We start from the raw sequence: 21,467 nt of genomic DNA, 5'->3' as shown, positions 1-21,467 counted from the left end.
CCGGTGAACCGGGCATACAAACTCAAACTACTCGCTCTCTGCCGGTAATACAGGCATCCAGTCAATTGGCGTTTCGCCACGTTTTTCCAGCCATTCATTCGCCAGAACAAAATGATTACTGCCAAAAAAACCCCGATGGGCAGACAGCGGTGACGGGTGCGGCGCCTTCAACACGTGATGACGCTGCCGGTCGATAATCGCCCCTTTCTTCTGCGCGTGAGAACCCCAGAGTAAAAATACCACGCCTTCACGATGCTCGTTGATCAGGCTAATGGCTTTGTCTGTAAACGTTTCCCAGCCCAGGCTTGCGTGTGAGTGCGCCTGACCTGCCCGTACTGTAAGCACCGTATTCAATAACAGCACGCCCTGGCGCGCCCAGCTTTCCAGGTAACCGTGAGTAGGGCGGGTAAACCCGGGCAGCGTTCCCTCAAGCTCTTTGTACATATTCAGCAGTGAAGGGGGGATAGCCACGCCCGGGCGTACAGAGAATGCCAGCCCGTGCGCCTGCCCTGGGCCATGGTAAGGATCCTGTCCGAGGATAACGACTTTGACATCGCTTAATTCGGTATAGCGAAATGCGTTGAAAACATCTTTCTGTGGCGGATAAATCGTCTGGCCAGATTGCCGCTCTGTCGCAACGGTGCTGAGAGTATTAATAAAATAGGGCTGCTGTTTTTCTTCGGCCAGCACGTCGTGCCATGTTAAAGGTGTCGTCATCTCGCTCTCCTGCGAATCTCATCTGCGCCTAGCTTACCCGTTAAATTCCTGGGTGCAAAATTACAGGCAGAAATTGACCGTAAGTCCCTCAATTTATTTTGAAATGATGCAGGTAATATTGAATTGGTAAGGTAATGAAATTGATCTAAAACAATAAATCCAGACCGCACTCTTTGTGTGGTTGGTGTTTTTGTTGATTTAAATCAATAAATCGCCGGGGTGCGAATGATATATATACACACAAGAAACATTGGTTTTACCAATTGGCCTGAAAAGGCCGGCATCAGTTAATGTAGCCTAAGGGAGGCAATACATGATTACAGGTATCCAGATTACTAAAGCTGCAAATGACGATCTGCTCAACTCTTTCTGGCTGCTGGACAGCGAGAAAAACGAAGCACGCTGTGTCGTCGCGAAAGCAGGTTTTGCTGAAGATGAAATCGTTCCAGTGAGCAAGCTGGGCGAAATTGAATACCGTGAAATCCCAATGGAAGTGAAACCGGAAGTGCGTGTGGAAGGTGGTCAGCACCTGAACGTTAACGTGCTGCGTCGTGAAACACTGATGGACGCGGTTGAGCATCCGGAGAAGTATCCTCAGTTGACCATCCGCGTTTCTGGTTATGCGGTACGTTTCAACTCTCTGACTCCAGAACAACAGCGCGACGTTATCGCTCGTACCTTTACTGAAAGCCTGTAATGGTTTCAGCCATTGGGGCAGAATAAAAAAAGCCGGGGATTTTCCCCGGCTTTTTATTACTCTTCGGTCTTCGTTTCCTGCGCGGCAGCGCTTGGCTTACGGCGCTTACCAATGTTTTTGGTATCGCGGTGACGCTGCTTCACGCGTGGCTTCTCTTTTTCTTTCTCTTTTCGCTCAGCACGTTTCGCGAGTGCTTTCTTGGACGGTTTACCCGTCATTTTTTCACTCGGCGCACGTGTTGTCGGGCGCAGGCCATCAATAACGCGCGCTTTCAATGGCTCATCCACATAGCGGCCAATTTTCTGCAGCAACAGGTAGTCATGTGCTTCGACCAGTGAAATAGCAATACCTTTACGGCCCGCGCGGCCGGTACGGCCAATTCGGTGCAGGTAGGTATCTCCGCTGCGCGGCATATCGAAGTTAATGACGTGGCTGACGTCCGGGATGTCGATCCCGCGTGCGGCAACGTCAGTCGCAACCAGCACGTTAACGCGGCCATCGGTCAGGCGCTTAATGCCTTCGGTACGTTTGATCTGTGCCATCTCGCCTTCAAGATAGCAGTTATTGATCCCGGCATTGCGCAGCATTTCAGCCAGCTCATGCACACGTTCGCGCTTACGCACAAAAACGATAGTGCGGGTGGCATCTTCCTGCTTCAGCAGGTGCTTGAGCAACTCAACCTTGTGCTCAAGGTTGTCTGCACGGTAATACCACTGATGGATCTTCTTGCGCTCGCGCGTGGACGGCGTGGCAGAGACTTCTACCGGATCTTCCAGCAGACGCTCTGCGAAATCTTTGATCGCATCCCCTTCGAGGGTAGCGGAGAACAGCATCGTCTGGTTACGCCAGCGCGTCTCACCCGCGATGTGTTCGATATCCTGGGCAAAGCCCATGTCCAGCATGCGATCGGCTTCGTCCAGAATCAGTGTTTCCACGGCGCGGCAGTCAAAGTTCTCTTCTTTAATATACTGCAGCAGACGGCCAGTCGTTGCGACGACGATGTCCTGGTTTTCGCTGAACACTTCGGCGTGGTTCATATACGCAACGCCGCCGGTGATGGTGGCGATATCCAGATGTGTATTCGCTGCGAGTTCGCGTGCGTGATCGGCAACCTGCATTGCCAGCTCGCGCGTAGGCGTCAGGATTAAAATACGCGGCGGGCCTGATTTTTTACGTGGAAAATCGAGCAGATGCTGCAACACAGGCAGCAAATAGGCTGCTGTCTTCCCCGTGCCGGTTGGCGCAGAACCGAGCACATCGCGGCCCTCAAGCGCAGGCGGAATGGCCGCTGCCTGAATGGCGGTCGGGCGTGTAAAGCCTTTGCTCTCAAGAGCATTGAGCAGGCTTTCATCGAGTTCAAGTTCGGAAAAAGTCGTTACAGTCATGTTCTACCTCTGTGTGGGGCGCTGATTATAGACGTTACGGCTGTAATCTTCATCTGTTTGTATGGATATCGCTTTTCGGTCACCTCGCTTTCCCCTATGCTACTCCAGTTTCACTTAGAAGGTTGCCCTGACATGTCTCAACTCAAAGCGCAGTTGCGCCGCGATGGTTTTACATTTAAACAATTTTTTGTCGCTCACGATCGCTGTGCCATGAAAGTCGGTACTGACGGTATCTTACTGGGAGCCTGGGCACCTGTCGCAGGTGTTAAGCGTATTCTTGATATCGGTACCGGCAGCGGGCTGGTGGCGTTGATGCTGGCGCAGCGTACGGAAGAGCATGTCACGATTGATGCGGTTGAACTGGATGCGCAGGCCGCAGAGCAGGCGCGTGAAAATGCGGCCGAATCACCCTGGGCTGAACGGATGAAAGTGGAATGCGCAGATGTGCTGACCTGGGCGCCTGAACAAACCGCGCGTTACGATCTGATCCTCAGCAACCCTCCCTACTACGAGCCCGGCGTTGAGTGCGGTTCACCGGAGCGTGAACAGGCCCGTTATACCGGCTCCCTCAACCATAAAGCGCTACTCACCAGTGCAGCAGAACTCATCTCCGAAGAAGGTTTTTTCTGTGTCGTTCTGCCTGAGAGTACGGGCAATACATTCATTGGTATCGCCCAGGAGATTGGCTGGACGCTACGTCTGCGTACTGATATTTCGGATACGGAAGGTCGACTGCCGCACCGTGTACTGCTGGCGTTATCACCAAAAGAAGGTGAATGTTTTAATGACCGAATGGTGATCCGTGGGCCAGACCAGCGTTATTCCGAAGATTACACTGCTCTGACCCAGGCGTTTTATCTGTTTATGTAAACCTGCGGGGCGAGTATCGACGGGCCGGATTCAGCAAGCTGATCCGGGTAATCCAGGGTATAGTGCAGCCCGCGGCTCTCTTTACGCATCATCGCGCAGCGTACAATCAGTTCGGCTACCTGAACCAGATTGCGCAACTCCAGCAAATTATTAGATACGCGGAAATTGGCATAATACTCATCAATTTCCTGCTGGAGCATAGTGATCCGGCGCAATGCGCGCTCAAGTCGTTTGGTTGTGCGCACAATCCCTACGTAGTCCCACATAAACAGCCGTAGCTCATGCCAGTTGTGCTGGATCACGACCAATTCGTCCGGGTTATCAACGCGGCTTTCATCCCAGGCAGGCAGGTGCTCTGTCTCGCGGGCGTAAGGCATGCGTTTTGTGATATCTTCCGCCGCTGACCAGCCGTACACCAGACATTCAAGCAGTGAGTTAGAGGCCATACGGTTCGCACCGTGAAGTCCGGTATAGCTGACCTCACCGATAGCATACAGGCCATCTACATCCGTACGTCCATGATCGTCAACCATTACGCCACCACAGGTATAGTGGGCGGCAGGTACAATGGGCACCGGATCACGGGTCAAATCAATGCCCAGATTCAGCAGCTTTTCGTAAATCATCGGGAAGTGCTGGCGAATGAACTCTGCGGGCTTATGGCTGATATCGAGATACATACAGTCCACGCCAAGACGTTTCATTTCATGGTCGATGGCTCGGGCAACGATGTCACGTGGCGCGAGTTCACCTCTGGCATCAAAGTCCGGCATAAAGCGTGAGCCGTCAGGGCGTTTCAGATAAGCACCTTCTCCGCGCAGCGCTTCCGTGAGCAGGAAGTTGCGTGCCTGAGGGTGGAACAATGCGGTCGGGTGAAACTGGTTAAATTCGAGGTTCGCCACGCGGCAACCGGCGCGCCAGGCCATAGCGATACCGTCTCCGGAGGCAATGTCCGGGTTGGTGGTGTACTGATACACCTTGGAGGCGCCGCCTGTAGCCAGTACGACAGCCTTCGCCTGACAAGTTTCAACTTTCTCTTTATTACGATTCCAGACCCAGGCACCCACGACACGACGTGTGCCGGGCAAACCAATTTTGTCGGAAATAATCAGGTCAACGGCATTACTCCGCTCAAGGACCCGAATATTAGGATGACTAAGAGCCTTACTGACCAGCGTAGTTTCAACCTCTTTACCTGTGGCATCCGCGGCGTGCAGGATGCGACGGTGGCTATGACCTCCTTCTCGAGTAAGGTGATAGCTCTCTTCGCCATTGGGCTGAACCTGGGTATCAAATAATACCCCCTGGTCGATGAGCCATTGAACGCAATGACGGGCATTACTGGCGACAAACTCTGCGGCATGCGTATCCACGATCCCGGCGCCGGCAATCAACGTATCTTCAACGTGTGATGCAATGCTGTCTGTCTCGTCAAACACAGCGGCAATACCGCCCTGGGCATAAAATGTGGAACCTTCACTTATCGGCCCTTTACTCAGAACAATAACGTTCTGATGCTCGGCCAGACGCAGCGCCAGAGAGAGACCGGCAGCACCGCTGCCGATGATCAGTACATCACAATGAAGTTCAGGTGTTGTGTTCATGATTTTTGTTTAATTTACTAAACAGTGTTTGGTCAGAATAGCACCTGAATGCGAGATATCGCACGTTTTTTTTAAAGGCTGTTGCAATGACTAAACTCGTAAGGTGGCGTAAACAGGAGGTAAATGAATGAAATTATTTTGCGAAGCAGATCGTTAGTGTCAGATTTTGTGGTGAAATAAAGCCTGGGTTGCGTTACTCTTCTGGCGGGAAAAAAGATGTTTCTTGTCAGAAAGTGGTGCGTATCGTGAACAGACTTATAATGAGAGAAAATGAACAGTCTGCGGCGCGATGAACAAAAACAAAGGCGTTACGGAACTTATTGAAGATCAGACACTCTAATTCGGTGCTTGCTCAAAGTGCGGTATTTCTAGAGTGGCGTTTCGATAACGCGTGGAATTTAGGTTTGGGGAGACATTACCTCGGATGAGCGAGCAGTTAACGGACCAGGTCCTGGTTGAACGGGTCCAGAAGGGAGATCAGAAAGCCTTTAACTTACTGGTGGTGCGCTACCAGCATAAAGTGGCGAGCCTGGTTTCCCGTTATGTACCGTCAGGTGATGTGCCTGATGTAGTACAAGAGTCTTTTATCAAGGCCTATCGCGCGCTGGATTCTTTCCGGGGGGATAGTGCTTTTTATACCTGGCTGTACCGTATTGCAGTCAATACGGCAAAGAATTATCTGGTCGCTCAGGGACGTCGTCCACCTTCAAGTGATGTGGACGCAATCGACGCCGAAAACTTCGAAAGTGGCGGCGCATTGAAAGAAATTTCGAACCCTGAGAACTTAATGTTGTCAGAAGAACTGAGACAAATCGTTTTTCGCACGATCGAGTCGCTCCCGGAAGATTTACGCATGGCAATTACGTTACGGGAGCTGGATGGTCTGAGCTATGAAGAGATAGCCGCTATCATGGATTGTCCGGTCGGTACGGTACGTTCACGAATTTTCCGTGCGCGAGAAGCTATTGATAATAAAGTTCAACCGCTTATCAGGCGTTGACGATAGCGGGATACTGGAAAAGGTATTAGGCATGCAGAAAGAAAAACTTTCCGCTTTAATGGATGGTGAAACGCTGGATAGTGAGCTGCTCAACGAGCTGTCTCATTCTCCCGAAATGCAAGAGACCTGGGAGAGTTACCATCTCATCCGTGACACTCTTCGTGGTGACACCGGCGAGGTTCTCCATTTCGATATCTCAGCCCGCGTGATGGCGGCCATTGAGAATGAGCCTGTTCATCAGACCACTCCGCTGATTCCTGAAGCTCAACCAGCGCCTCACCAGTGGCAGAAAATGCCGTTCTGGCAGAAGGTGCGTCCATGGGCTAGCCAGCTCACCCAAATGGGGGTGGCTGCATGTGTATCGCTTGCAGTTATCGTTGGCGTCCAGCACTATAATACTCAGTCTGAAACTAATCAGCAGCCAGAAGCGCCAGTGTTTAACACACTGCCGATGATGGGCAAAGCCAGCCCGGTGAGTCTGGGTGTACCGGCTGATGCCTCCGCCAGCGGCGGTCAGCAACAGCAGGTTCAGGAGCAGCGCCGTCGCATTAATGCGATGTTGCAGGATTATGAGTTGCAGCGTCGTCTGCACTCTGAACAGCTTCAGTTTGAGCAGGCACAAACACAGCAAGCTGCTGTGCAGGTGCCCGGAAACCAAACTTTAGGAACGCAATCGCAGTAATGAAGCAACTTTGGTTCGCCATGTCTCTGATGGCGGGTAGCCTGTTCTTCTCTGCCAACGCCTCGGCTGATGTTTCATCCGGGGCGTTGTTGCAGCAAATGAATCAGGCTAGCCAGTCACTCAATTATGAGTTGGCATTTATCAGCATCAATAAGCAGGGCGTCGAGTCGTTACGCTATCGACATGCCCGTCTTGATAACCAGCCGCTCGCCCAGCTTTTACAGATGGATGGCCCGCGTCGGGAAGTTGTTCAGCGTGGTAACGAAATCAGTTATTTCGAACCTGGTCTGGAGCCTTTCACGCTGAATGGCGACTATATCGTTGATTCTCTGCCGTCACTTATTTACACCGACTTTAAGCGGCTTGCCCCTTATTACGATTTTATTTCGGTAGGGCGTACGCGCATTGCGGACAGATTGTGCGAGGTGATCCGCGTTGTTGCCCGGGACGGAACACGCTACAGCTATATCGTCTGGATTGACGCAGAAACCAAACTTCCGATGCGTGTAGACCTGCTTGACCGTGACGGTGAAACGCTGGAACAGTTCCGCGTTATCTCCTTCGATGTGAACAATCAGGTTGGAAACAGCATGCAGAATCTGGCTAAAGCCAGTCTGCCGCCACTGCTTTCTGTTCCGGCGGGTGACTCCGTTAATTTCAACTGGGTACCTTCCTGGATCCCACAAGGGTTTAGTGAAGTCTCAAGTAGTCGTCGTCAGCTGCCAACCATTGAGACTCCCGTTGAATCGCGTCTTTATTCCGATGGATTATTCAGCTTCTCGGTGAATATCAACCGCGCAACGGCAAACAGTTCTGAACAAATGCTTCGTACCGGACGTCGTACTGTCAGCACCACGGTACGCGATAATGCAGAGATCACAATTGTGGGTGAGTTACCTCCGCAGACGGCAAAACGCATTTCTGACAGCATAAAATTCAGGGCCGCACAATGATTAAAGAGTGGGCTACGGTTGTATCGTGGCAGAACGGCATTGCGCTGGTGAGCTGCGATGTCAAAGCATCATGTAATAGTTGCGCATCCAGAGCCGGCTGCGGCAGTCGCGTGCTGAATAAGCTCGGGCCACAAACGTCGCACACGATTTCTGTGCCAAGCGAACAGCCGTTGATGGCGGGACAGAAGGTGGAGTTGGGGATTGCGGAAGGCAGCCTGCTCAGTTCGGCCATGTTGGTTTATCTCTCCCCGCTGGTCGGACTGTTTATCATGGGCGGCATATTTCAGACGTTGTTTAGTACTGATGTGGCCGCCATGTGCGGCGCCGCGTTAGGTGGCGCAGGAGGATTCTGGCTTGCTAAAGGTTTCTCTACGAAGCTTGCTGCCCGCGAAGAGTGGCAGCCTGTCATTCTCAGCGTTGGGCTGGCGCCAGACCAGCTTCGTGTTGAGACGCTCTCTTCTGAGGCCCGGTGATCCATCGGGCTTTATCATTATTTACGTCCTAAAACAGAAAACGTCCTTTCTTCACGCTATACCTGTCTCTAAGTGCATTTCCAGGTAGCGAGGATGTAGTGTAGAATGCTGCGTTTTCGCACTGAAAAACGTCAGGCTAAGAACAGCGGCCTCCAGGAATTCGTAAGGCATAATTATTTAACTATATGAAGAACATACGTAACTTTTCGATCATTGCTCACATTGACCACGGTAAGTCGACGCTGTCTGACCGTATTATCCAGATTTGCGGTGGCCTGTCTGATCGTGAAATGGAAGCCCAGGTTCTGGACTCCATGGACCTGGAACGCGAACGCGGTATCACCATTAAAGCGCAGAGCGTCACGCTGGATTACAAAGCGGCTGATGGTGAAACCTATCAGTTAAACTTTATCGACACCCCAGGCCACGTTGACTTCTCCTATGAAGTATCACGCTCGCTGGCAGCCTGTGAAGGCGCGCTGCTGGTGGTGGATGCCGGGCAGGGTGTAGAAGCACAGACCCTGGCAAACTGCTACACCGCGATGGAAATGGATCTCGAAGTTGTGCCGGTTCTGAATAAGATCGACCTGCCAGCCGCTGATCCTGAGCGCGTAGCGGAAGAGATTGAAGATATTGTCGGTATCGACGCGACTGATGCAGTACGCTGCTCCGCTAAAACGGGCGTGGGCGTGACCGATGTTCTGGAACGTCTGGTTCGTGATATCCCGGCCCCTGAAGGTGACCCGGATGGCCCACTGCAGGCGCTGATCATCGACTCTTGGTTTGATAACTACCTTGGCGTTGTCTCCCTGGTGCGTATTAAAAACGGCACCATGCGTAAAGGCGACAAAATCAAGGTAATGAGTACCGGGCAAGTTTACAACGCGGATCGTCTGGGCATCTTCACGCCAAAACAGGTTGACCGTACCGAGCTGAAGTGCGGCGAGGTAGGCTGGTTGGTCTGTGCAATCAAAGATATCCTCGGCGCGCCAGTGGGCGATACCCTGACGGGGGCACGTAACCCGGCAGATAAAGCACTGCCAGGTTTTAAAAAGGTGAAACCGCAGGTTTACGCGGGTCTGTTCCCGGTCAGCTCTGACGACTACGAAAACTTCCGCGATGCACTCGGTAAGCTTAGCCTGAACGACGCCTCACTGTTCTATGAGCCAGAGAGCTCTACGGCGCTGGGCTTCGGCTTCCGCTGCGGCTTCCTCGGCCTGCTGCACATGGAGATCATTCAGGAGCGTCTGGAGCGTGAATACGATCTGGATCTGATCACCACTGCACCGACCGTAGTCTATGAAGTTGAAACCACCTCGAAAGAAGTGATCTACGTCGACAGCCCGTCCAAGCTTCCACCGCTGAACAACATTCACGAACTGCGCGAGCCGATTGCTGAGTGTCACATGCTGCTGCCGCAGGAGTTCCTGGGTAACGTCATTACGCTGTGTATCGAGAAGCGTGGTGTGCAGACCAACATGGTTTACCACGGTAACCAGGTGGCGCTGACCTATGAAATCCCGATGGCGGAAGTGGTACTCGACTTCTTCGATCGTCTGAAGTCTACCTCTCGTGGCTATGCGTCACTGGATTACAACTTCAAACGCTTCCAGGCCTCCAACATGGTACGTGTGGACGTGCTGATCAACGGCGAGCGCGTGGATGCGCTGGCACTGATCACCCACAACGACAATGCACCATATCGTGGTCGTGAACTGGTTGAGAAGATGAAAGACCTGATCCCGCGTCAGCAGTTTGATATCGCGATTCAGGCAGCCATTGGCAACCACATTATTGCCCGTTCTACCGTAAAACAGCTGCGTAAAAACGTACTGGCTAAGTGCTATGGCGGTGACGTCAGCCGTAAGAAAAAGCTGCTGCAGAAGCAGAAAGAAGGTAAGAAGCGTATGAAGCAGGTCGGTAACGTCGAGCTGCCGCAGGAAGCATTCCTTGCCATCCTTCATGTTGGTAAAGACAGCAAATAACCCTAAGGAGTTGGCATGGCGAACATGTTTGCCCTGATCCTGGTCATTGCTACCCTGGTGACAGGTCTGTTGTGGTGTCTGGATAAGTTTATCTTCGCCCCAAAACGCCGTGAACGCCAGGCTGCCGCTCAGGCAGCCACAGGCGATCAGCTGGATGCGAAAACGCTGAAGAAAGTCGGCCCGAAACCGGGCTGGCTGGAAACAGGAGCCTCGGTATTCCCGGTGCTGGCGATTGTGCTGGTGGTACGTTCGTTTATTTACGAACCGTTCCAGATCCCGTCAGGTTCAATGATGCCAACGCTGCTGATTGGTGATTTTATTCTGGTTGAGAAGTTTGCCTACGGCATCAAAGATCCTATCTATCAGAAAACACTGATCGAAACGGGTCATCCAAAACGTGGCGACATCGTGGTGTTTAAATATCCGGAAGATCCGCGCCTGGACTACATCAAGCGTGCGGTAGGTCTGCCGGGTGATAAGGTCACTTATGATCCGGTTGCGAAGGAAGTCACCGTTCAGCCGGGCTGCAGCTCCGGTACGGCGTGTGAGAACGCGCTGCCAATCACCTACTCAAACGTTGAGCCAAGTGATTTTGTCCAGACCTTTGCCCGTCGTAACGGCGGCGAGGCGACCAGCGGGTTCTTCCAGGTACCGAAAGGTGAAACCAAAGAGAACGGTATTCGTCTGGTTGAGCGTAAAGAGACGCTGGGTGATGTGACACACCGTATCCTGACCGTGCCGATTGCGCAGGATCAGCTGGGTATGTATTACAAGCAACCGGGTCAGCAGCTGGCAAGCTGGATTGTGCCTCCGGGACACTACTTCATGATGGGTGATAACCGCGATAATTCTGCGGACAGCCGTTACTGGGGCTTTGTACCTGAAGCGAATCTGGTGGGTAAAGCGACCGCAATCTGGATGAGTTTTGAGAAGCAGGAAGGTGAATGGCCGACCGGCGTACGCCTGAATCGTATTGGCGGAATCCATTAATTCTCATTAAATGAACGCGTAGCCGCTTTAATTAGCGGCTACGTGAATTATTTCAGCGATAAATCTCTTCGAACTAACGACATCCCCTGTCGTTGTGTATAGAATATTCCCCCGAAGTTTAAGGTTGGCCCTGCAAAGGTGCCACGGCACACGAAACCGCGTTGGTTTTCTCAGGTCGGTTTCGTGTGCTGCATTTTTGACGCATTCATTTATTGGTATCGCATGAACCCCATCGTAATTAATCGGCTTCAACGGAAGCTGGGCTACACTTTTCATCATCAGGAGTTGTTGCAACAGGCATTAACCCATCGCAGTGCCAGCAGCAAACATAATGAGCGCCTCGAATTTTTAGGTGACTCTATTTTAAGTTTCGTGATTGCGAATGCGCTTTATCATCGTTTCCCGCGTGTGGATGAAGGTGATATGAGCCGCATGCGTGCCACGCTGGTTCGGGGTAATACCCTTGCGGAAATCGCGCGCGAATTTGAACTGGGCGAATGTCTGCGTCTTGGGCCGGGTGAATTGAAAAGCGGCGGCTTCCGTCGTGAATCGATTCTTGCCGATACGGTCGAAGCATTAATTGGTGGCGTGTTCCTGGACAGCGATATCCAGACCGTAGAAAAGCTGATCCTGAACTGGTATCAGACCCGTCTGGACGAAATCAGTCCGGGCGATAAACAAAAAGATCCGAAAACGCGTTTGCAGGAATATTTGCAGGGGCGTCATTTACCGCTGCCATCGTATCTGGTGGTGCAGGTACGTGGCGAAGCGCACGATCAGGAATTTACCATCCATTGCCAGGTCAGTGGCCTGAGTGAACCGGTGGTGGGCACAGGTTCTAGCCGTCGTAAGGCTGAACAGGCTGCCGCCGAACAGGCGTTGAAAATGCTGGAGCTGGAATGAGCGAAGAAAAAACCTATTGCGGATTTATTGCCATCGTCGGACGTCCGAACGTCGGCAAATCCACCCTGCTGAATAATCTGCTCGGGCAGAAGATTTCTATCACCTCGCGTAAGGCGCAGACTACGCGTCACCGCATCGTCGGCATTCATACTGAAGGCGCGTATCAGGCGATTTACGTCGATACGCCAGGCCTGCACATGGAAGAGAAGCGCGCCATTAACCGCCTGATGAACAAGGCGGCAAGCAGCTCTATTGGCGACGTTGAGCTGGTCATTTTCGTTGTTGAAGGCACCCGCTGGACGCCGGACGACGAAATGGTGCTGAACAAACTGCGTGACGGTAAAACGCCGGTCATCCTCGCGGTCAACAAAGTGGACAACGTACAGGAAAAGGCTGACCTTCTGCCGCATCTGCAGTGGCTCGGTAGCCAGATGAATTTCCTCGACATCGTACCGTTGTCTGCCGAGACCGGTCTGAACGTGGATACCATCGCGGGTATCGTGCGTAAGCATCTGCCGGAAGCGATCCATCACTTCCCGGAAGAGTACGTTACCGATCGCTCCCAACGCTTTATGGCTTCTGAGATCATCCGTGAAAAGCTGATGCGTTTCCTCGGTGCTGAGCTGCCATACTCCGTGACGGTAGAAATCGAACGTTTCCAGAGCAACGAGCGCGGCGGTTATGATATCAATGGCCTGATCCTCGTTGAGCGTGAAGGGCAGAAGAAGATGGTCATTGGCAACAAAGGTGCCAAGATCAAAACCATCGGCATTGAAGCCCGCAAAGACATGCAGGAGATGTTCGAAGCCCCGGTTCACCTGGAACTGTGGGTGAAAGTGAAATCTGGCTGGGCCGATGACGAGCGTGCTCTGCGCAGCCTCGGTTACGGCGAAGACCAATAACTCAAGACGACGAGTATGATGGATGGATGGCAGCGTGCCTTTGTCCTGCATAGTCGTCCCTGGAGCGAAACCAGCCTCATGCTGGACGTCTTCACGGAAGAGTCGGGCCGCGTGCGCCTTGTTGCGAAAGGCGCACGTTCCAAACGTTCTAACCTGAAAGGTGCCTTACAGCCTTTCACTCCCTTGCTGGTTCGTTTTGGTGGGCGAGGGGAGGTCAAAACCCTGCGCAGTGCCGAAGCCGTCTCTCTGGCACTTCCCCTTTCAGGTATCACGCTGTACAGCGGTTTGTATATCAACGAACTCATCTCGCGCGTTCTTGAACATGAGACTCGCTTCTCTGAACTTTTCTTCGATTATCTGCACTGTATTCAGGCACTGGCTGGTACCACCGGTACCCCCGAACCTGCGCTGCGTCGTTTCGAACTGGCGCTGCTGGGACATCTGGGATATGGCGTCGATTTTCTGCATTGTGCGGGGAGCGGAGACGAGGTCGAGGACACGATGACCTACCGTTATCGGGAAGAAAAAGGTTTTATTGCCAGCGTCGTAATTGATAACAGCACGTTTACCGGTCGTCATCTCCGGGCGCTGTATGAGCGCGAGTTTCCTGATCAGGACACACTGCGCGCTGCAAAACGCTTTACCCGCATTGCCCTCAAGCCGTATCTTGGCGGCAAGCCCTTAAAGAGCCGCGAATTATTCAGGCAGTTTATGCCGAAACGTTAGAGACAGAACCAAAAGAAAACCGAGGATTGTCATGGCTGAATTACTGTTAGGCGTCAACATTGATCATATCGCCACACTGCGTAATGCGCGCGGCACGGCTTATCCTGACCCGGTTCAGGCGGCATTTATCGCCGAGCAGGCTGGCGCCGACGGCATTACCGTTCATCTGCGTGAGGACCGTCGCCATATCACAGATCGCGACGTACGTATTCTGCGTCAGACGCTGGATACCCGTATGAATCTGGAGATGGCCGTCACGGAAGAGATGCTGGCGATTGCCTGCGAGACTAAACCCCATTTCTGCTGCCTGGTACCGGAAAAGCGTCAGGAAGTGACGACCGAAGGCGGTCTGGATGTTGCAGGGCAGCTCGACAAAATGCGCGATGCCTGCAAACGTCTGGCCGATGCCGGCATCCTGGTTTCTCTGTTTATCGACGCCGATTTCGCCCAGATCAAAGCGGCAGCCGATGTGGGGGCACCGTATATCGAAATTCATACCGGTTGTTATGCTGATGCTGAAAGCGATGCAGAGCAGGCCAAAGAGCTGGAGCGTATCGCCAAAGCTGCCACGTATGCCTCAAGCCTGGGCCTGAAGGTCAATGCCGGGCATGGCCTCACCTACCACAACGTAAAAGCCATCGCCGCCCTGCCAGAAATGCATGAGCTGAATATCGGTCATGCGATTATTGGCCGTGCAGTGATGAGTGGCCTGAAAGAGGCGGTATCAGAGATGAAACGCCTGATGCTGGAAGCGCGCAAGTAATGGCCATTCTGGGCTTAGGCACGGATATCGTTGAAATAGCCCGTATTGAAGCGGTGATCGCCCGTAGCGGCGATCGCCTGGCAAGGCGTGTGCTAAGCGATAACGAATGGGCCATCTGGGAAGCGCATCAGCAACCGGTGCGTTTTCTGGCCAAGCGCTTTGCGGTAAAAGAGGCGGCAGCCAAAGCCTTCGGGACTGGTATTCGAAATGGTCTGGCATTTAACCAGTTTGAAGTGTTTAACGACGAACTGGGTAAACCGCGCCTGCGTTTATGGGGTGAGGCGCAAAAGCTTGCGGAAAGGCTGGGCGTGAACCATATGCACGTGACGATCGCGGATGAACGCCACTATGCAAGCGCAACGGTGATCATCGAAAGTTAAAGTTTGTCCGCATGATGCATCAGGACAAACTTATCCCATAGCTGCTCTTCGCTCTCGACGTGTGCCGGATCTTTCAGGATGGTATTGGGGATCGGGCACACTTTCTGACAAGTCGGCGTCTCATAGTGGCCGATGCATTCGGTGCAGCGGTCGCTGTTAATCTCATAAATGCTGTCGCCCATCGAAATCGCCTGGTTCGGGCATTCGGGTTCGCACATATCGCAATTGATGCATTTTTTGGTAATTAACAGCGCCATCAGGAAATTCTCAGAAACAACACAAACTGGGCGGGCATTATACGCGTCAAACCAGTTTCTTTACCAGTTCTTCGCTGTGACGAATGCGCTCGGGCGCGTGCTCCAGATCCTGCTGCACCAGTGCCATGAACAGCAGATCGGTCAGCATCATTTGCGCACTGGTGGACGAGATAGCCGCACTGCGCGTAGCCTGCTCTTCGGCAATGGTATATAGACAGCGCGTTGCCCGCTGTTGCAGGGCATTTGGGGTAAAACCGGTGATTGCCAGTATTTTACCGCCGACACGCAGGGCTTCGTCGGTCGCCATGTTGATTTCACGACGCTCACCGGAATAGGAGATTGCCAGCAGAAGATCGTCAGGATCCATCGCCTGTACGGTCGCCAGCAGGGCATGCATATCCTGCTCTACGATGGCGTTAAGCCCAATTTTTGTCAGCTTCCAGCCAAAGTTACGCGCCACAAGTCCAGACGCACCGATGCCGGTCAAAATGATACGCCGCGCCGCATGCAGCATCGCCACACTTTCCAGCAGCTTTTCTTCGGAATTCACGTCCAGGGTGGCATGCATGGCTGCGACGTTTTCTTTAATCAGCTTTTCCCCAACCAGACGCATCGGGTCATCACCACGGATCTGGTTATGTACGGGCATCGACTGCGGATTGGGATTGCTCACCAGCGCTTCGCTAATCGCCAGTTTGAGGGCGGGGAATCCCTTAAAGCCAATCTTCTGGGCAAATTTCACCACGCTTGATTGACTCACACCGGCTTCACTCGCCAGTTGCTGCGAGCTGAGATGGCGGGCGTGATCGGGCTGAGAAAGCAGAAAATCCGCCAGCTTTTTGTCGCTTTGAGCAAAGCCTGCATATCGCTGGCGAATACGAATTAAACAGTTCATAGGTTCTCCTGGCGAAAATGTGATTATCTGCGCAAATACGAATTTTGCTCGCCTGAATGAATTTTATATTCCATTATAGTGTGATTATTATGAATTAAAAATTCCTGAGGTACAAAACATGAATCTTGGCTCACTTGTTTCAGAAACGCGTAACCCGCAAACCATGGATCTGGATGCACTTTCCACCCTTGAGCTGGTTAACCGTTTTAATCAACAGGATACGCTGGTCGCGCAGGCAGTGAAAGAGACATTACCTGAGGTGGCGAAAGCTGTCGATGCCGCGGCGGAAGCACTGAAGGCGGGTGGTCGTATTATTTATATGGGGGCCGGAACCAGCGGGCGTCTTGGCGTGCTGGATGCGTCCGAATGCCCACCGACGTTTGGTGTTCCACACGGTCTGGTGGTCGGGTTGATTGCCGGTGGTCCAGGTGCGCTGCTGAAAGCTGTTGAAGGGGCGGAAGATAACAAACAGCTGGGTGAGGAGGACCTGAAGGCTCTGAATCTGACAGCGAAGGATCTGGTGGTCGGGCTGGCAGCATCCGGACGCACGCCGTACGTCATTGGCGGGCTGGAATACGCCAACCAGACCGGCTGCACAACGGTAGCCATTTCCTGTAATCCAGGCTCTCCGATTGCACAGGTCGCTGCCATTGCTATTTCCCCGGTTGTAGGGCCGGAAGCGCTGACCGGCTCCACGCGCCTGAAATCCGGGACCGCACAAAAGCTGGTGCTCAATATGATCTCCACCGGTGCAATGGTGAAGTTCGGCAAGGTTTACCAGAACCTGATGGTGGATATGCAGGCGACCAACATCAAGTTAGTGGACAGAGCCTGTCGCATGGTGATGGAAGCGACGGGTGCAAGCCGTGAAGAGGCGGAAGCTGTACTCAAACAAACCGATCACGATGTTAAACCGGCCATTCTGATGATCTTAAGTGGTCTGGACGCTGCGGCCGCGAGAGCCAAACTCACTGCGCATAATGGGTTCTTACGGGCGGCATTAGAAAACTAACAGAGGCGTGTATGGATAAAACAGCAGCGCTCGCCAGCAATATCCTGCAGGGAATTGGTGGGGAAGAAAATATTCAGCGTCTGGAAAACTGCATGACGCGCGTGCGCGTCGAGGTGCATAACGACGACCAGCTTGATGTGCCGCGTCTGAAGCAACTTTCCGGCGTCAGCGGCTATGTGAAACAGGGGCAACAGCACCAGCTGATCGTCGGGCCGGGGAAAGCGGCACAGGTGGTTGATGCCATGCGTGCACTGATGGGCAGCGGAGCAAGCGTAGTAATTGACGATGCTGAACGCACCAAAGCGCAGGCGAAGGCCAAATACAAAGCCCCCATGAGCGATGCGCTGCGCCAGCTGGCAAACGTCTTTATTCCGTTGATCCCAGCGTTTATTGCTTCTGGTTTGATCACCGGGATCATCAACATCCTCAAGCGCCCGGATATTGTTGGGGATTTTGCCACTCAGTATCCGAACCTGCTGGGTATTCTCGGGATATTCGGCAGTGCAGTGTTTGCCATCATGAACATTCTGGTCGGGGTGAACACGGCTAAGGTGTTTGGTGGTTCGATGGCCATGGGCGGGGTGATGGCGGGGATTTTATCCAGCCCACAACTGGCACAGATAACCCTGTTTGGCGAGGCGCTTCAGCCGGGGCGCGGCGGGGTGATTGCTGTACTGCTGGTGGTGATCCTGATGTGCTGGGTCGAGAAAAAATTGCGTGCTCTTTTACCCGGATCGATTGAGCTTATCCTTAATCCACTGCTGACTACACTTATCACCGGCAGTGTGGCGATTGTTGCACTGCAACCACTGGGCGGCTGGATCTCAGAAGCGATTGCCCATGGCGCGTCTTTGGCGATCGATCGCGGCGGCCTGTTAGTGGGGGCGGTGTTGTCTGGCACTTTCCTGCCATTAGTGCTGACGGGTCTGCATCAGGGGCTGGTGCCGATCCATGTCGAGTTGGTGCAGACGCACGGTTACAACGCGCTTCTGCCTATCCTCTCTATGGCTGGTGTGGGGCAGGTTGGTGCGGCCATCGCGGTGCTGATGAAAACCCGTAATATGCGTCTGAAAAAAGTGATTAAAGGTGCACTTCCGGTCGGTTTGCTTGGCATTGGGGAACCGCTGATTTTTGGCGTCACACTGCCGCTGGGTAAACCGTTCCTCGCTGCCTGTCTGGGTGGTGCGGTAGGTGGAGCACTCATCAGCTACTGGAAAGTCGCCACTGTTATCACTTTTGGACTGTCCGGTTTACCGCTGGCGTTGACCATCGTGACCGGAAAAGTGATGCTCTATCTGTTAGGCTATTTAGTAGCAGTGATAGCCGGGTTCCTGTTTACCTGGCTGTTAGGATTCAACGATCCAGAGGAGTAAGGTTTGGCAAATTACGAGCGTCGCGTTGTCTTTTTCGACCTGGATGGAACGCTGCATCAGCAGGATATGTTTGGTACGTTTATGCGCTACCTGTTGCGGCGTCAGCCTCTGAATGCACTGCTCGTATTACCGCTCTTACCCGTGATTGGCATCGCGTTGCTGGTGAAAGGCCGGGCAGCGCGATGGCCGATGAGTCTGCTGTTGTGGGGATGCACGTTTGGCCACAGTGAATCGCGACTCAAACAGCTCGAACAGGATTTTGCACACTGGTTTCGCGGTCATGTTGCCGCGTTTCCTGTCGTTCAGGCGCGTCTCACCAGCTATCTCGATGCGAACGATGCCGATATCTGGCTGATTACCGGTTCACCGCAGACGCTGGTTGAGCAGGTCTATTTTGATACCCCATGGCTACCTCGGGTGAATCTAATCGCCACACAGATTGCTCGCGGTTATGGCGGTTGGGTGCTCACCCTGCGTTGCCTGGGGCATGAAAAAGTGGTGCAACTGGAGAAACGCATCGGTACACCGCTGCGTCTTTACAGCGGCTACAGTGACAGCAAACAGGACAATCCGCTGCTCTATTTTTGTCAGCATCGCTGGCGTGTCACGCCGGTGGGGGAACTTCAGCAACTCGAATAGTCTTCTCTCTGGAGGGTGTGTATAATGCCGCCCGCTTTAAGACCGGAGTATCAACCCTTGTCCAATCCTGAACACAATCATGAATACTGGATGCGCCACGCGCTAACGCTGGCTCAACGTGCCTGGGAAGAGGGCGAGGTCCCCGTGGGGGCCGTGCTGGTTTACAACAACCAGGTGATTGGAGAAGGCTGGAATCGCCCGATTGGCCGTCACGATCCCACTGCTCACGCCGAAATCATGGCGCTTCGACAAGGTGGGCTGGTGTTGCAAAACTATCGCCTGCTCGACACCACGCTGTACGTGACGCTTGAGCCGTGCGTGATGTGTTCTGGTGCGATGGTACACAGCCGTATTGGCACGCTTGTCTTCGGCGCGCGGGATGAAAAAACCGGCGCGGCTGGCTCACTGATGGATGTTCTGGGACACCCGGGGATGAACCATCAGGTCAAGACTATCGGCGGGGTGCTTGCACCAGAGTGTTCGGGGCTACTAAGTGATTTCTTTCGAATGCGCCGGCAGCAGAAAAAGCAACAAAAGGCAGAATTGAAGTTGTCGGACGATTAAGTTCATCCGGTGCCACAACCGGGTAACTTTGAGCCAGCTGTTTTGCCTCTGCCGCTTCTTTCTCTTTCTCCAGCAGGTATCCTACCAGGCTTATCTGATATTTACGGATATTTTCCACGTAGGCGTAAGCCTCATGTCCACGTGCGTAGCCATATGTCAGCTTGTTGTACCAGGGTTTCTGGCTCAGCAGTGGCAATCGCTGTTTAACGTCTGACCAGCTGTCCGGGTTACCTTTCGTTTTCGCCGTCAGTGCTCGTGCATCAAGCATATGCGCATAACCCATGTTGTAGGCGGCCAGCGCGAACCAGATCCGCTCTTCTTCCGGTACTGTTTCCGGTACCTTGGCCATCATATCCTGCAGATAGCGAGCACCACCGCTGATGCTCTGTTCGGCATCGGTACGGTCATTCACCCCCAGGCTCAGGGCGGTATTTTTGGTTAGCATCATTAAACCGCGTACGCCTGTGGGCGACGTGGCCTGGGTATCCCAGTGAGATTCCTGATAGGAGATAGCCGCCAGCAGTTTCCAGTCAATTTCCTGGGCGTATTTTTCGAACAACGGCTGCAGGTCTGGCAGGACACTGTCTACCGCGCGCAGGAAGCTACGGGTGTCGACATAGTCAAAGTCGTCACCGTGGCCAAGATACTTCTCCTCCAGACGCGCCAGGGTACCGTCTTCATTGATGGTGTTGAAGAAATCGAGCATCGCCGCAGAAAGGGTCTGATCGTCATCAAGCTGGCTAAACCAGGTAACGGGTTGTTCGTCGGTGACGTCCAGCGCCACGGCGATCTCAGGGTGAACGCGCTGGAAAAGACTGATCGCGACTGAATCAGCGATGGTATAGGGCAGTTTCTGATCTTTAACCTGTTCCAGCAGTTCCGTTGTGCCGAGTTTAGGATCGACTGTCCAGCTCAGGTCCGGGTATTTCTTCTCCTTGAGCTCACGCAGATCGTCAATCACCACATGGCCGGGGGCAATCGTCAGTTGTTGATCGTTAATGGTAGCAAGCGTGCGCGGGCGAACGCTTCCGACACGGTAGACCAGTTGCTGCGAAACGGAGTAGTAGGTCGGGCCTGGCTGATAGTTCTTGCTGCGCTCGCTGTTATACACCAGCCCGGCCGCGAGCATATCGGCATCGTCGTTATCGAGGTCATCAAACAGCTGGTTGATATTCTGGCGGACGGTAATTTTAAGCTTTACGCCAAGATAATCGGCGAACTGTTGGGCCAGTTCGTAATCCAGACCAATAACTTTGCCATTGATGTCGCTGTAGATCAGCGGAGAGTTTAGGGTACTGACGCGCAATTCCCCCCGCTCCTTTATGGCGGCGATACGGTTTTCGGCTTTGCCGAACCAGGGGATGGAAGGCCAGAGGGCCACTGCCAGCAGCAACGTCACAATGCCGATGAGCAGATAATTAATCTTTAATTTTTTCAATTAGTTAATTCTCTGCGACGCCGGTTGCCTCAGTTTGCTGTAGCCATGTTAATAATAAGGTTTGCCATTGAATGAGCGGCATTTTGCGTAAACTTGCGCCACTTGGCAACCCATTAGAGAGACAGGTCACATCTATTGTTAAATGTCTGCGCAGATTTTATTTCGACGCAAACGGTTTCGTCGGCGCTCAGGATTCTCTATAATGACGCCCGTTTTCCCCCCTTGCGCACACTGTAAGCGCCCCGGCGCTTCGAAGACG

24 protein-coding genes are annotated in these 21,467 nt (G+C 53.1%); 18 read left to right on the top strand and 6 right to left on the bottom strand.

All coding sequences use genetic code 11. The features are described 5' to 3' along the window. Nucleotides 1-27: 27 nt before the first annotated feature. A complete protein-coding gene (ung, locus tag V6E55_RS15515; protein ID WP_316943273.1) occupies nt 28-717 on the bottom strand; it encodes a uracil-DNA glycosylase in 690 nt (229 codons plus the stop codon). 313 nt (nt 718-1,030) lie between these two features. Between ung and grcA the strand changes: the two genes are divergently transcribed. Next, on the top strand, nt 1,031-1,414 hold the full coding sequence (gene grcA, locus V6E55_RS15510; RefSeq protein WP_008502190.1) for an autonomous glycyl radical cofactor GrcA: 384 nt from the start codon (nt 1,031-1,033) through the stop codon (nt 1,412-1,414). 56 nt (nt 1,415-1,470) lie between these two features. Here grcA and srmB read toward each other — a convergent pair whose 3' ends face one another. Beyond that, on the bottom strand, nt 1,471-2,799 hold the full coding sequence (gene srmB, locus V6E55_RS15505; protein WP_041908660.1) for an ATP-dependent RNA helicase SrmB: 1,329 nt from the start codon (nt 2,797-2,799) through the stop codon (nt 1,471-1,473). Between the two features lie 132 nt (nt 2,800-2,931). Between srmB and trmN the strand changes: the two genes are divergently transcribed. Next, nucleotides 2,932-3,669: a tRNA(1)(Val) (adenine(37)-N(6))-methyltransferase TrmN gene (trmN, locus tag V6E55_RS15500; RefSeq protein WP_114977476.1), complete on the top strand. Its 738-nt coding sequence runs from the start codon at nt 2,932-2,934 to the stop codon at nt 3,667-3,669. Here the strand turns inward: trmN and nadB are convergent. After that, the gene (nadB, locus tag V6E55_RS15495) at nt 3,654-5,273 is read right to left on the bottom strand and encodes an L-aspartate oxidase (RefSeq protein ID WP_129995170.1); all 1,620 of its coding nucleotides are present in this window, start codon (nt 5,271-5,273) and stop codon (nt 3,654-3,656) included. The two genes, trmN and nadB, sit on opposite strands and share 16 nt — an antisense overlap. 344 nt (nt 5,274-5,617) lie before the next feature. Between nadB and rseD the strand changes: the two genes are divergently transcribed. The 12 genes from rseD to acpS all read left to right on the top strand — a co-directional run bounded on the left by rseD (nt 5,618) and on the right by acpS (nt 15,030). Continuing rightward, nucleotides 5,618-5,701 (top strand): rpoE leader peptide RseD, encoded by an 84-nt coding sequence (rseD, locus tag V6E55_RS25860; protein WP_223605340.1) that lies wholly within the window; start codon nt 5,618-5,620, stop codon nt 5,699-5,701. Beyond that, on the top strand, nt 5,698-6,273 hold the full coding sequence (rpoE, locus tag V6E55_RS15490) for an RNA polymerase sigma factor RpoE (protein WP_006176728.1): 576 nt from the start codon (nt 5,698-5,700) through the stop codon (nt 6,271-6,273). The genes rseD and rpoE overlap by 4 nt, the downstream gene beginning before the upstream one ends. A gap of 31 nt (nt 6,274-6,304) precedes the next feature. Further along, nucleotides 6,305-6,955: an anti-sigma-E factor RseA gene (gene rseA / locus V6E55_RS15485; RefSeq protein WP_014832926.1), complete on the top strand. Its 651-nt coding sequence runs from the start codon at nt 6,305-6,307 to the stop codon at nt 6,953-6,955. Further along, nucleotides 6,955-7,908 (top strand): sigma-E factor regulatory protein RseB, encoded by a 954-nt coding sequence (rseB, locus tag V6E55_RS15480; RefSeq protein WP_129995171.1) that lies wholly within the window; start codon nt 6,955-6,957, stop codon nt 7,906-7,908. The genes rseA and rseB overlap by 1 nt, the downstream gene beginning before the upstream one ends. Beyond that, complete coding sequence (rseC, locus tag V6E55_RS15475) at nt 7,905-8,381, top strand: SoxR-reducing system protein RseC (RefSeq protein ID WP_316943270.1); 477 nt, start codon at nt 7,905-7,907, stop codon at nt 8,379-8,381. The genes rseB and rseC overlap by 4 nt, the downstream gene beginning before the upstream one ends. A 185-nt stretch (nt 8,382-8,566) precedes the next feature. After that, nucleotides 8,567-10,366: a translation elongation factor 4 gene (gene lepA, locus V6E55_RS15470; protein ID WP_028016058.1), complete on the top strand. Its 1,800-nt coding sequence runs from the start codon at nt 8,567-8,569 to the stop codon at nt 10,364-10,366. 15 nt (nt 10,367-10,381) lie between these two features. Continuing rightward, nucleotides 10,382-11,356: a signal peptidase I gene (gene lepB, locus V6E55_RS15465; RefSeq protein WP_028016059.1), complete on the top strand. Its 975-nt coding sequence runs from the start codon at nt 10,382-10,384 to the stop codon at nt 11,354-11,356. Between the two features lie 222 nt (nt 11,357-11,578). After that, entirely contained in the window at nt 11,579-12,259 is a 681-nt protein-coding gene (rnc, locus tag V6E55_RS15460; protein WP_003860711.1) for a ribonuclease III, read from the top strand. Continuing rightward, nucleotides 12,256-13,161, top strand: coding sequence for a GTPase Era (gene era, locus V6E55_RS15455; protein ID WP_049005958.1), 906 nt, complete (start codon nt 12,256-12,258; stop codon nt 13,159-13,161). The genes rnc and era overlap by 4 nt, the downstream gene beginning before the upstream one ends. A gap of 18 nt (nt 13,162-13,179) precedes the next feature. After that, nucleotides 13,180-13,887, top strand: coding sequence for a DNA repair protein RecO (recO, locus tag V6E55_RS15450; RefSeq protein ID WP_028016061.1), 708 nt, complete (start codon nt 13,180-13,182; stop codon nt 13,885-13,887). 31 nt (nt 13,888-13,918) lie between these two features. Further along, nucleotides 13,919-14,650, top strand: coding sequence for a pyridoxine 5'-phosphate synthase (pdxJ, locus tag V6E55_RS15445; RefSeq protein ID WP_129995174.1), 732 nt, complete (start codon nt 13,919-13,921; stop codon nt 14,648-14,650). Next, on the top strand, nt 14,650-15,030 hold the full coding sequence (gene acpS, locus V6E55_RS15440) for a holo-ACP synthase (protein ID WP_129995175.1): 381 nt from the start codon (nt 14,650-14,652) through the stop codon (nt 15,028-15,030). Before pdxJ ends, acpS begins: the two co-directional genes overlap by 1 nt. On the opposite strand, the gene V6E55_RS15435 is transcribed toward acpS, so the two are convergent. Beyond that, nucleotides 15,027-15,287, bottom strand: a complete 261-nt coding sequence (locus V6E55_RS15435) for a YfhL family 4Fe-4S dicluster ferredoxin (protein WP_008502177.1) — start codon at nt 15,285-15,287, stop codon at nt 15,027-15,029. The two genes, acpS and V6E55_RS15435, sit on opposite strands and share 4 nt — an antisense overlap. 46 nt (nt 15,288-15,333) lie before the next feature. Next, on the bottom strand, nt 15,334-16,182 hold the full coding sequence (locus V6E55_RS15430) for a MurR/RpiR family transcriptional regulator (RefSeq protein WP_114977483.1): 849 nt from the start codon (nt 16,180-16,182) through the stop codon (nt 15,334-15,336). A 118-nt stretch (nt 16,183-16,300) separates the two neighbouring features. On the opposite strand from V6E55_RS15430, the gene murQ reads away from it, so the two are divergent. From murQ to tadA, 4 genes are read left to right on the top strand one after another with little or no spacing between them, the layout of a single operon-like run. After that, a complete protein-coding gene (murQ, locus tag V6E55_RS15425; protein WP_129995177.1) occupies nt 16,301-17,194 on the top strand; it encodes an N-acetylmuramic acid 6-phosphate etherase in 894 nt (297 codons plus the stop codon). A gap of 11 nt (nt 17,195-17,205) precedes the next feature. Then, the gene (locus tag V6E55_RS15420; RefSeq protein ID WP_316943268.1) at nt 17,206-18,567 is read left to right on the top strand and encodes a PTS transporter subunit EIIC; all 1,362 of its coding nucleotides are present in this window, start codon (nt 17,206-17,208) and stop codon (nt 18,565-18,567) included. Nucleotides 18,568-18,570: 3 nt separating this feature from the next. Next, entirely contained in the window at nt 18,571-19,206 is a 636-nt protein-coding gene (gene yfhb, locus V6E55_RS15415; protein ID WP_028016066.1) for a phosphatidylglycerophosphatase C, read from the top strand. Nucleotides 19,207-19,230: 24 nt separating this feature from the next. Further along, nucleotides 19,231-19,770 (top strand): tRNA adenosine(34) deaminase TadA, encoded by a 540-nt coding sequence (gene tadA / locus V6E55_RS15410; RefSeq protein WP_032666645.1) that lies wholly within the window; start codon nt 19,231-19,233, stop codon nt 19,768-19,770. On the opposite strand, the gene mltF is transcribed toward tadA, so the two are convergent. Further along, on the bottom strand, nt 19,658-21,208 hold the full coding sequence (gene mltF / locus V6E55_RS15405; RefSeq protein ID WP_129995179.1) for a membrane-bound lytic murein transglycosylase MltF: 1,551 nt from the start codon (nt 21,206-21,208) through the stop codon (nt 19,658-19,660). The genes tadA and mltF overlap by 113 nt on opposite strands. Nucleotides 21,209-21,467 lie beyond the last annotated feature (259 nt).

The organism is Enterobacter sp. 342 (genome assembly GCF_036663495.1).
Lineage (GTDB): Bacteria > Pseudomonadota > Gammaproteobacteria > Enterobacterales > Enterobacteriaceae > Enterobacter.
This window is presented reverse-complemented; position numbering and strand designations above follow the sequence as displayed.

Excerpts from the sequence above, each read along its gene's own strand:
- ung (WP_316943273.1), bottom strand. The coding sequence starts at position 717 with ATGACGACACCTTTAACATGGCACGACGTGCTGGCCGAAGAAAAACAG.
- grcA (WP_008502190.1), top strand. The coding sequence starts at position 1,031 with ATGATTACAGGTATCCAGATTACTAAAGCTGCAAATGACGATCTGCTC.
- srmB (WP_041908660.1), bottom strand. The coding sequence starts at position 2,799 with ATGACTGTAACGACTTTTTCCGAACTTGAACTCGATGAAAGCCTGCTC.
- trmN (WP_114977476.1), top strand. The coding sequence starts at position 2,932 with ATGTCTCAACTCAAAGCGCAGTTGCGCCGCGATGGTTTTACATTTAAA.
- nadB (WP_129995170.1), bottom strand. The coding sequence starts at position 5,273 with ATGAACACAACACCTGAACTTCATTGTGATGTACTGATCATCGGCAGC.
- rpoE (WP_006176728.1), top strand. The coding sequence starts at position 5,698 with ATGAGCGAGCAGTTAACGGACCAGGTCCTGGTTGAACGGGTCCAGAAG.
- rseA (WP_014832926.1), top strand. The coding sequence starts at position 6,305 with ATGCAGAAAGAAAAACTTTCCGCTTTAATGGATGGTGAAACGCTGGAT.
- rseB (WP_129995171.1), top strand. The coding sequence starts at position 6,955 with ATGAAGCAACTTTGGTTCGCCATGTCTCTGATGGCGGGTAGCCTGTTC.
- rseC (WP_316943270.1), top strand. The coding sequence starts at position 7,905 with ATGATTAAAGAGTGGGCTACGGTTGTATCGTGGCAGAACGGCATTGCG.
- lepA (WP_028016058.1), top strand. The coding sequence starts at position 8,567 with ATGAAGAACATACGTAACTTTTCGATCATTGCTCACATTGACCACGGT.
- lepB (WP_028016059.1), top strand. The coding sequence starts at position 10,382 with ATGGCGAACATGTTTGCCCTGATCCTGGTCATTGCTACCCTGGTGACA.
- rnc (WP_003860711.1), top strand. The coding sequence starts at position 11,579 with ATGAACCCCATCGTAATTAATCGGCTTCAACGGAAGCTGGGCTACACT.
- era (WP_049005958.1), top strand. The coding sequence starts at position 12,256 with ATGAGCGAAGAAAAAACCTATTGCGGATTTATTGCCATCGTCGGACGT.
- recO (WP_028016061.1), top strand. The coding sequence starts at position 13,180 with ATGGATGGATGGCAGCGTGCCTTTGTCCTGCATAGTCGTCCCTGGAGC.
- pdxJ (WP_129995174.1), top strand. The coding sequence starts at position 13,919 with ATGGCTGAATTACTGTTAGGCGTCAACATTGATCATATCGCCACACTG.
- acpS (WP_129995175.1), top strand. The coding sequence starts at position 14,650 with ATGGCCATTCTGGGCTTAGGCACGGATATCGTTGAAATAGCCCGTATT.
- V6E55_RS15435 (WP_008502177.1), bottom strand. The coding sequence starts at position 15,287 with ATGGCGCTGTTAATTACCAAAAAATGCATCAATTGCGATATGTGCGAA.
- V6E55_RS15430 (WP_114977483.1), bottom strand. The coding sequence starts at position 16,182 with ATGAACTGTTTAATTCGTATTCGCCAGCGATATGCAGGCTTTGCTCAA.
- murQ (WP_129995177.1), top strand. The coding sequence starts at position 16,301 with ATGAATCTTGGCTCACTTGTTTCAGAAACGCGTAACCCGCAAACCATG.
- V6E55_RS15420 (WP_316943268.1), top strand. The coding sequence starts at position 17,206 with ATGGATAAAACAGCAGCGCTCGCCAGCAATATCCTGCAGGGAATTGGT.
- tadA (WP_032666645.1), top strand. The coding sequence starts at position 19,231 with ATGCCGCCCGCTTTAAGACCGGAGTATCAACCCTTGTCCAATCCTGAA.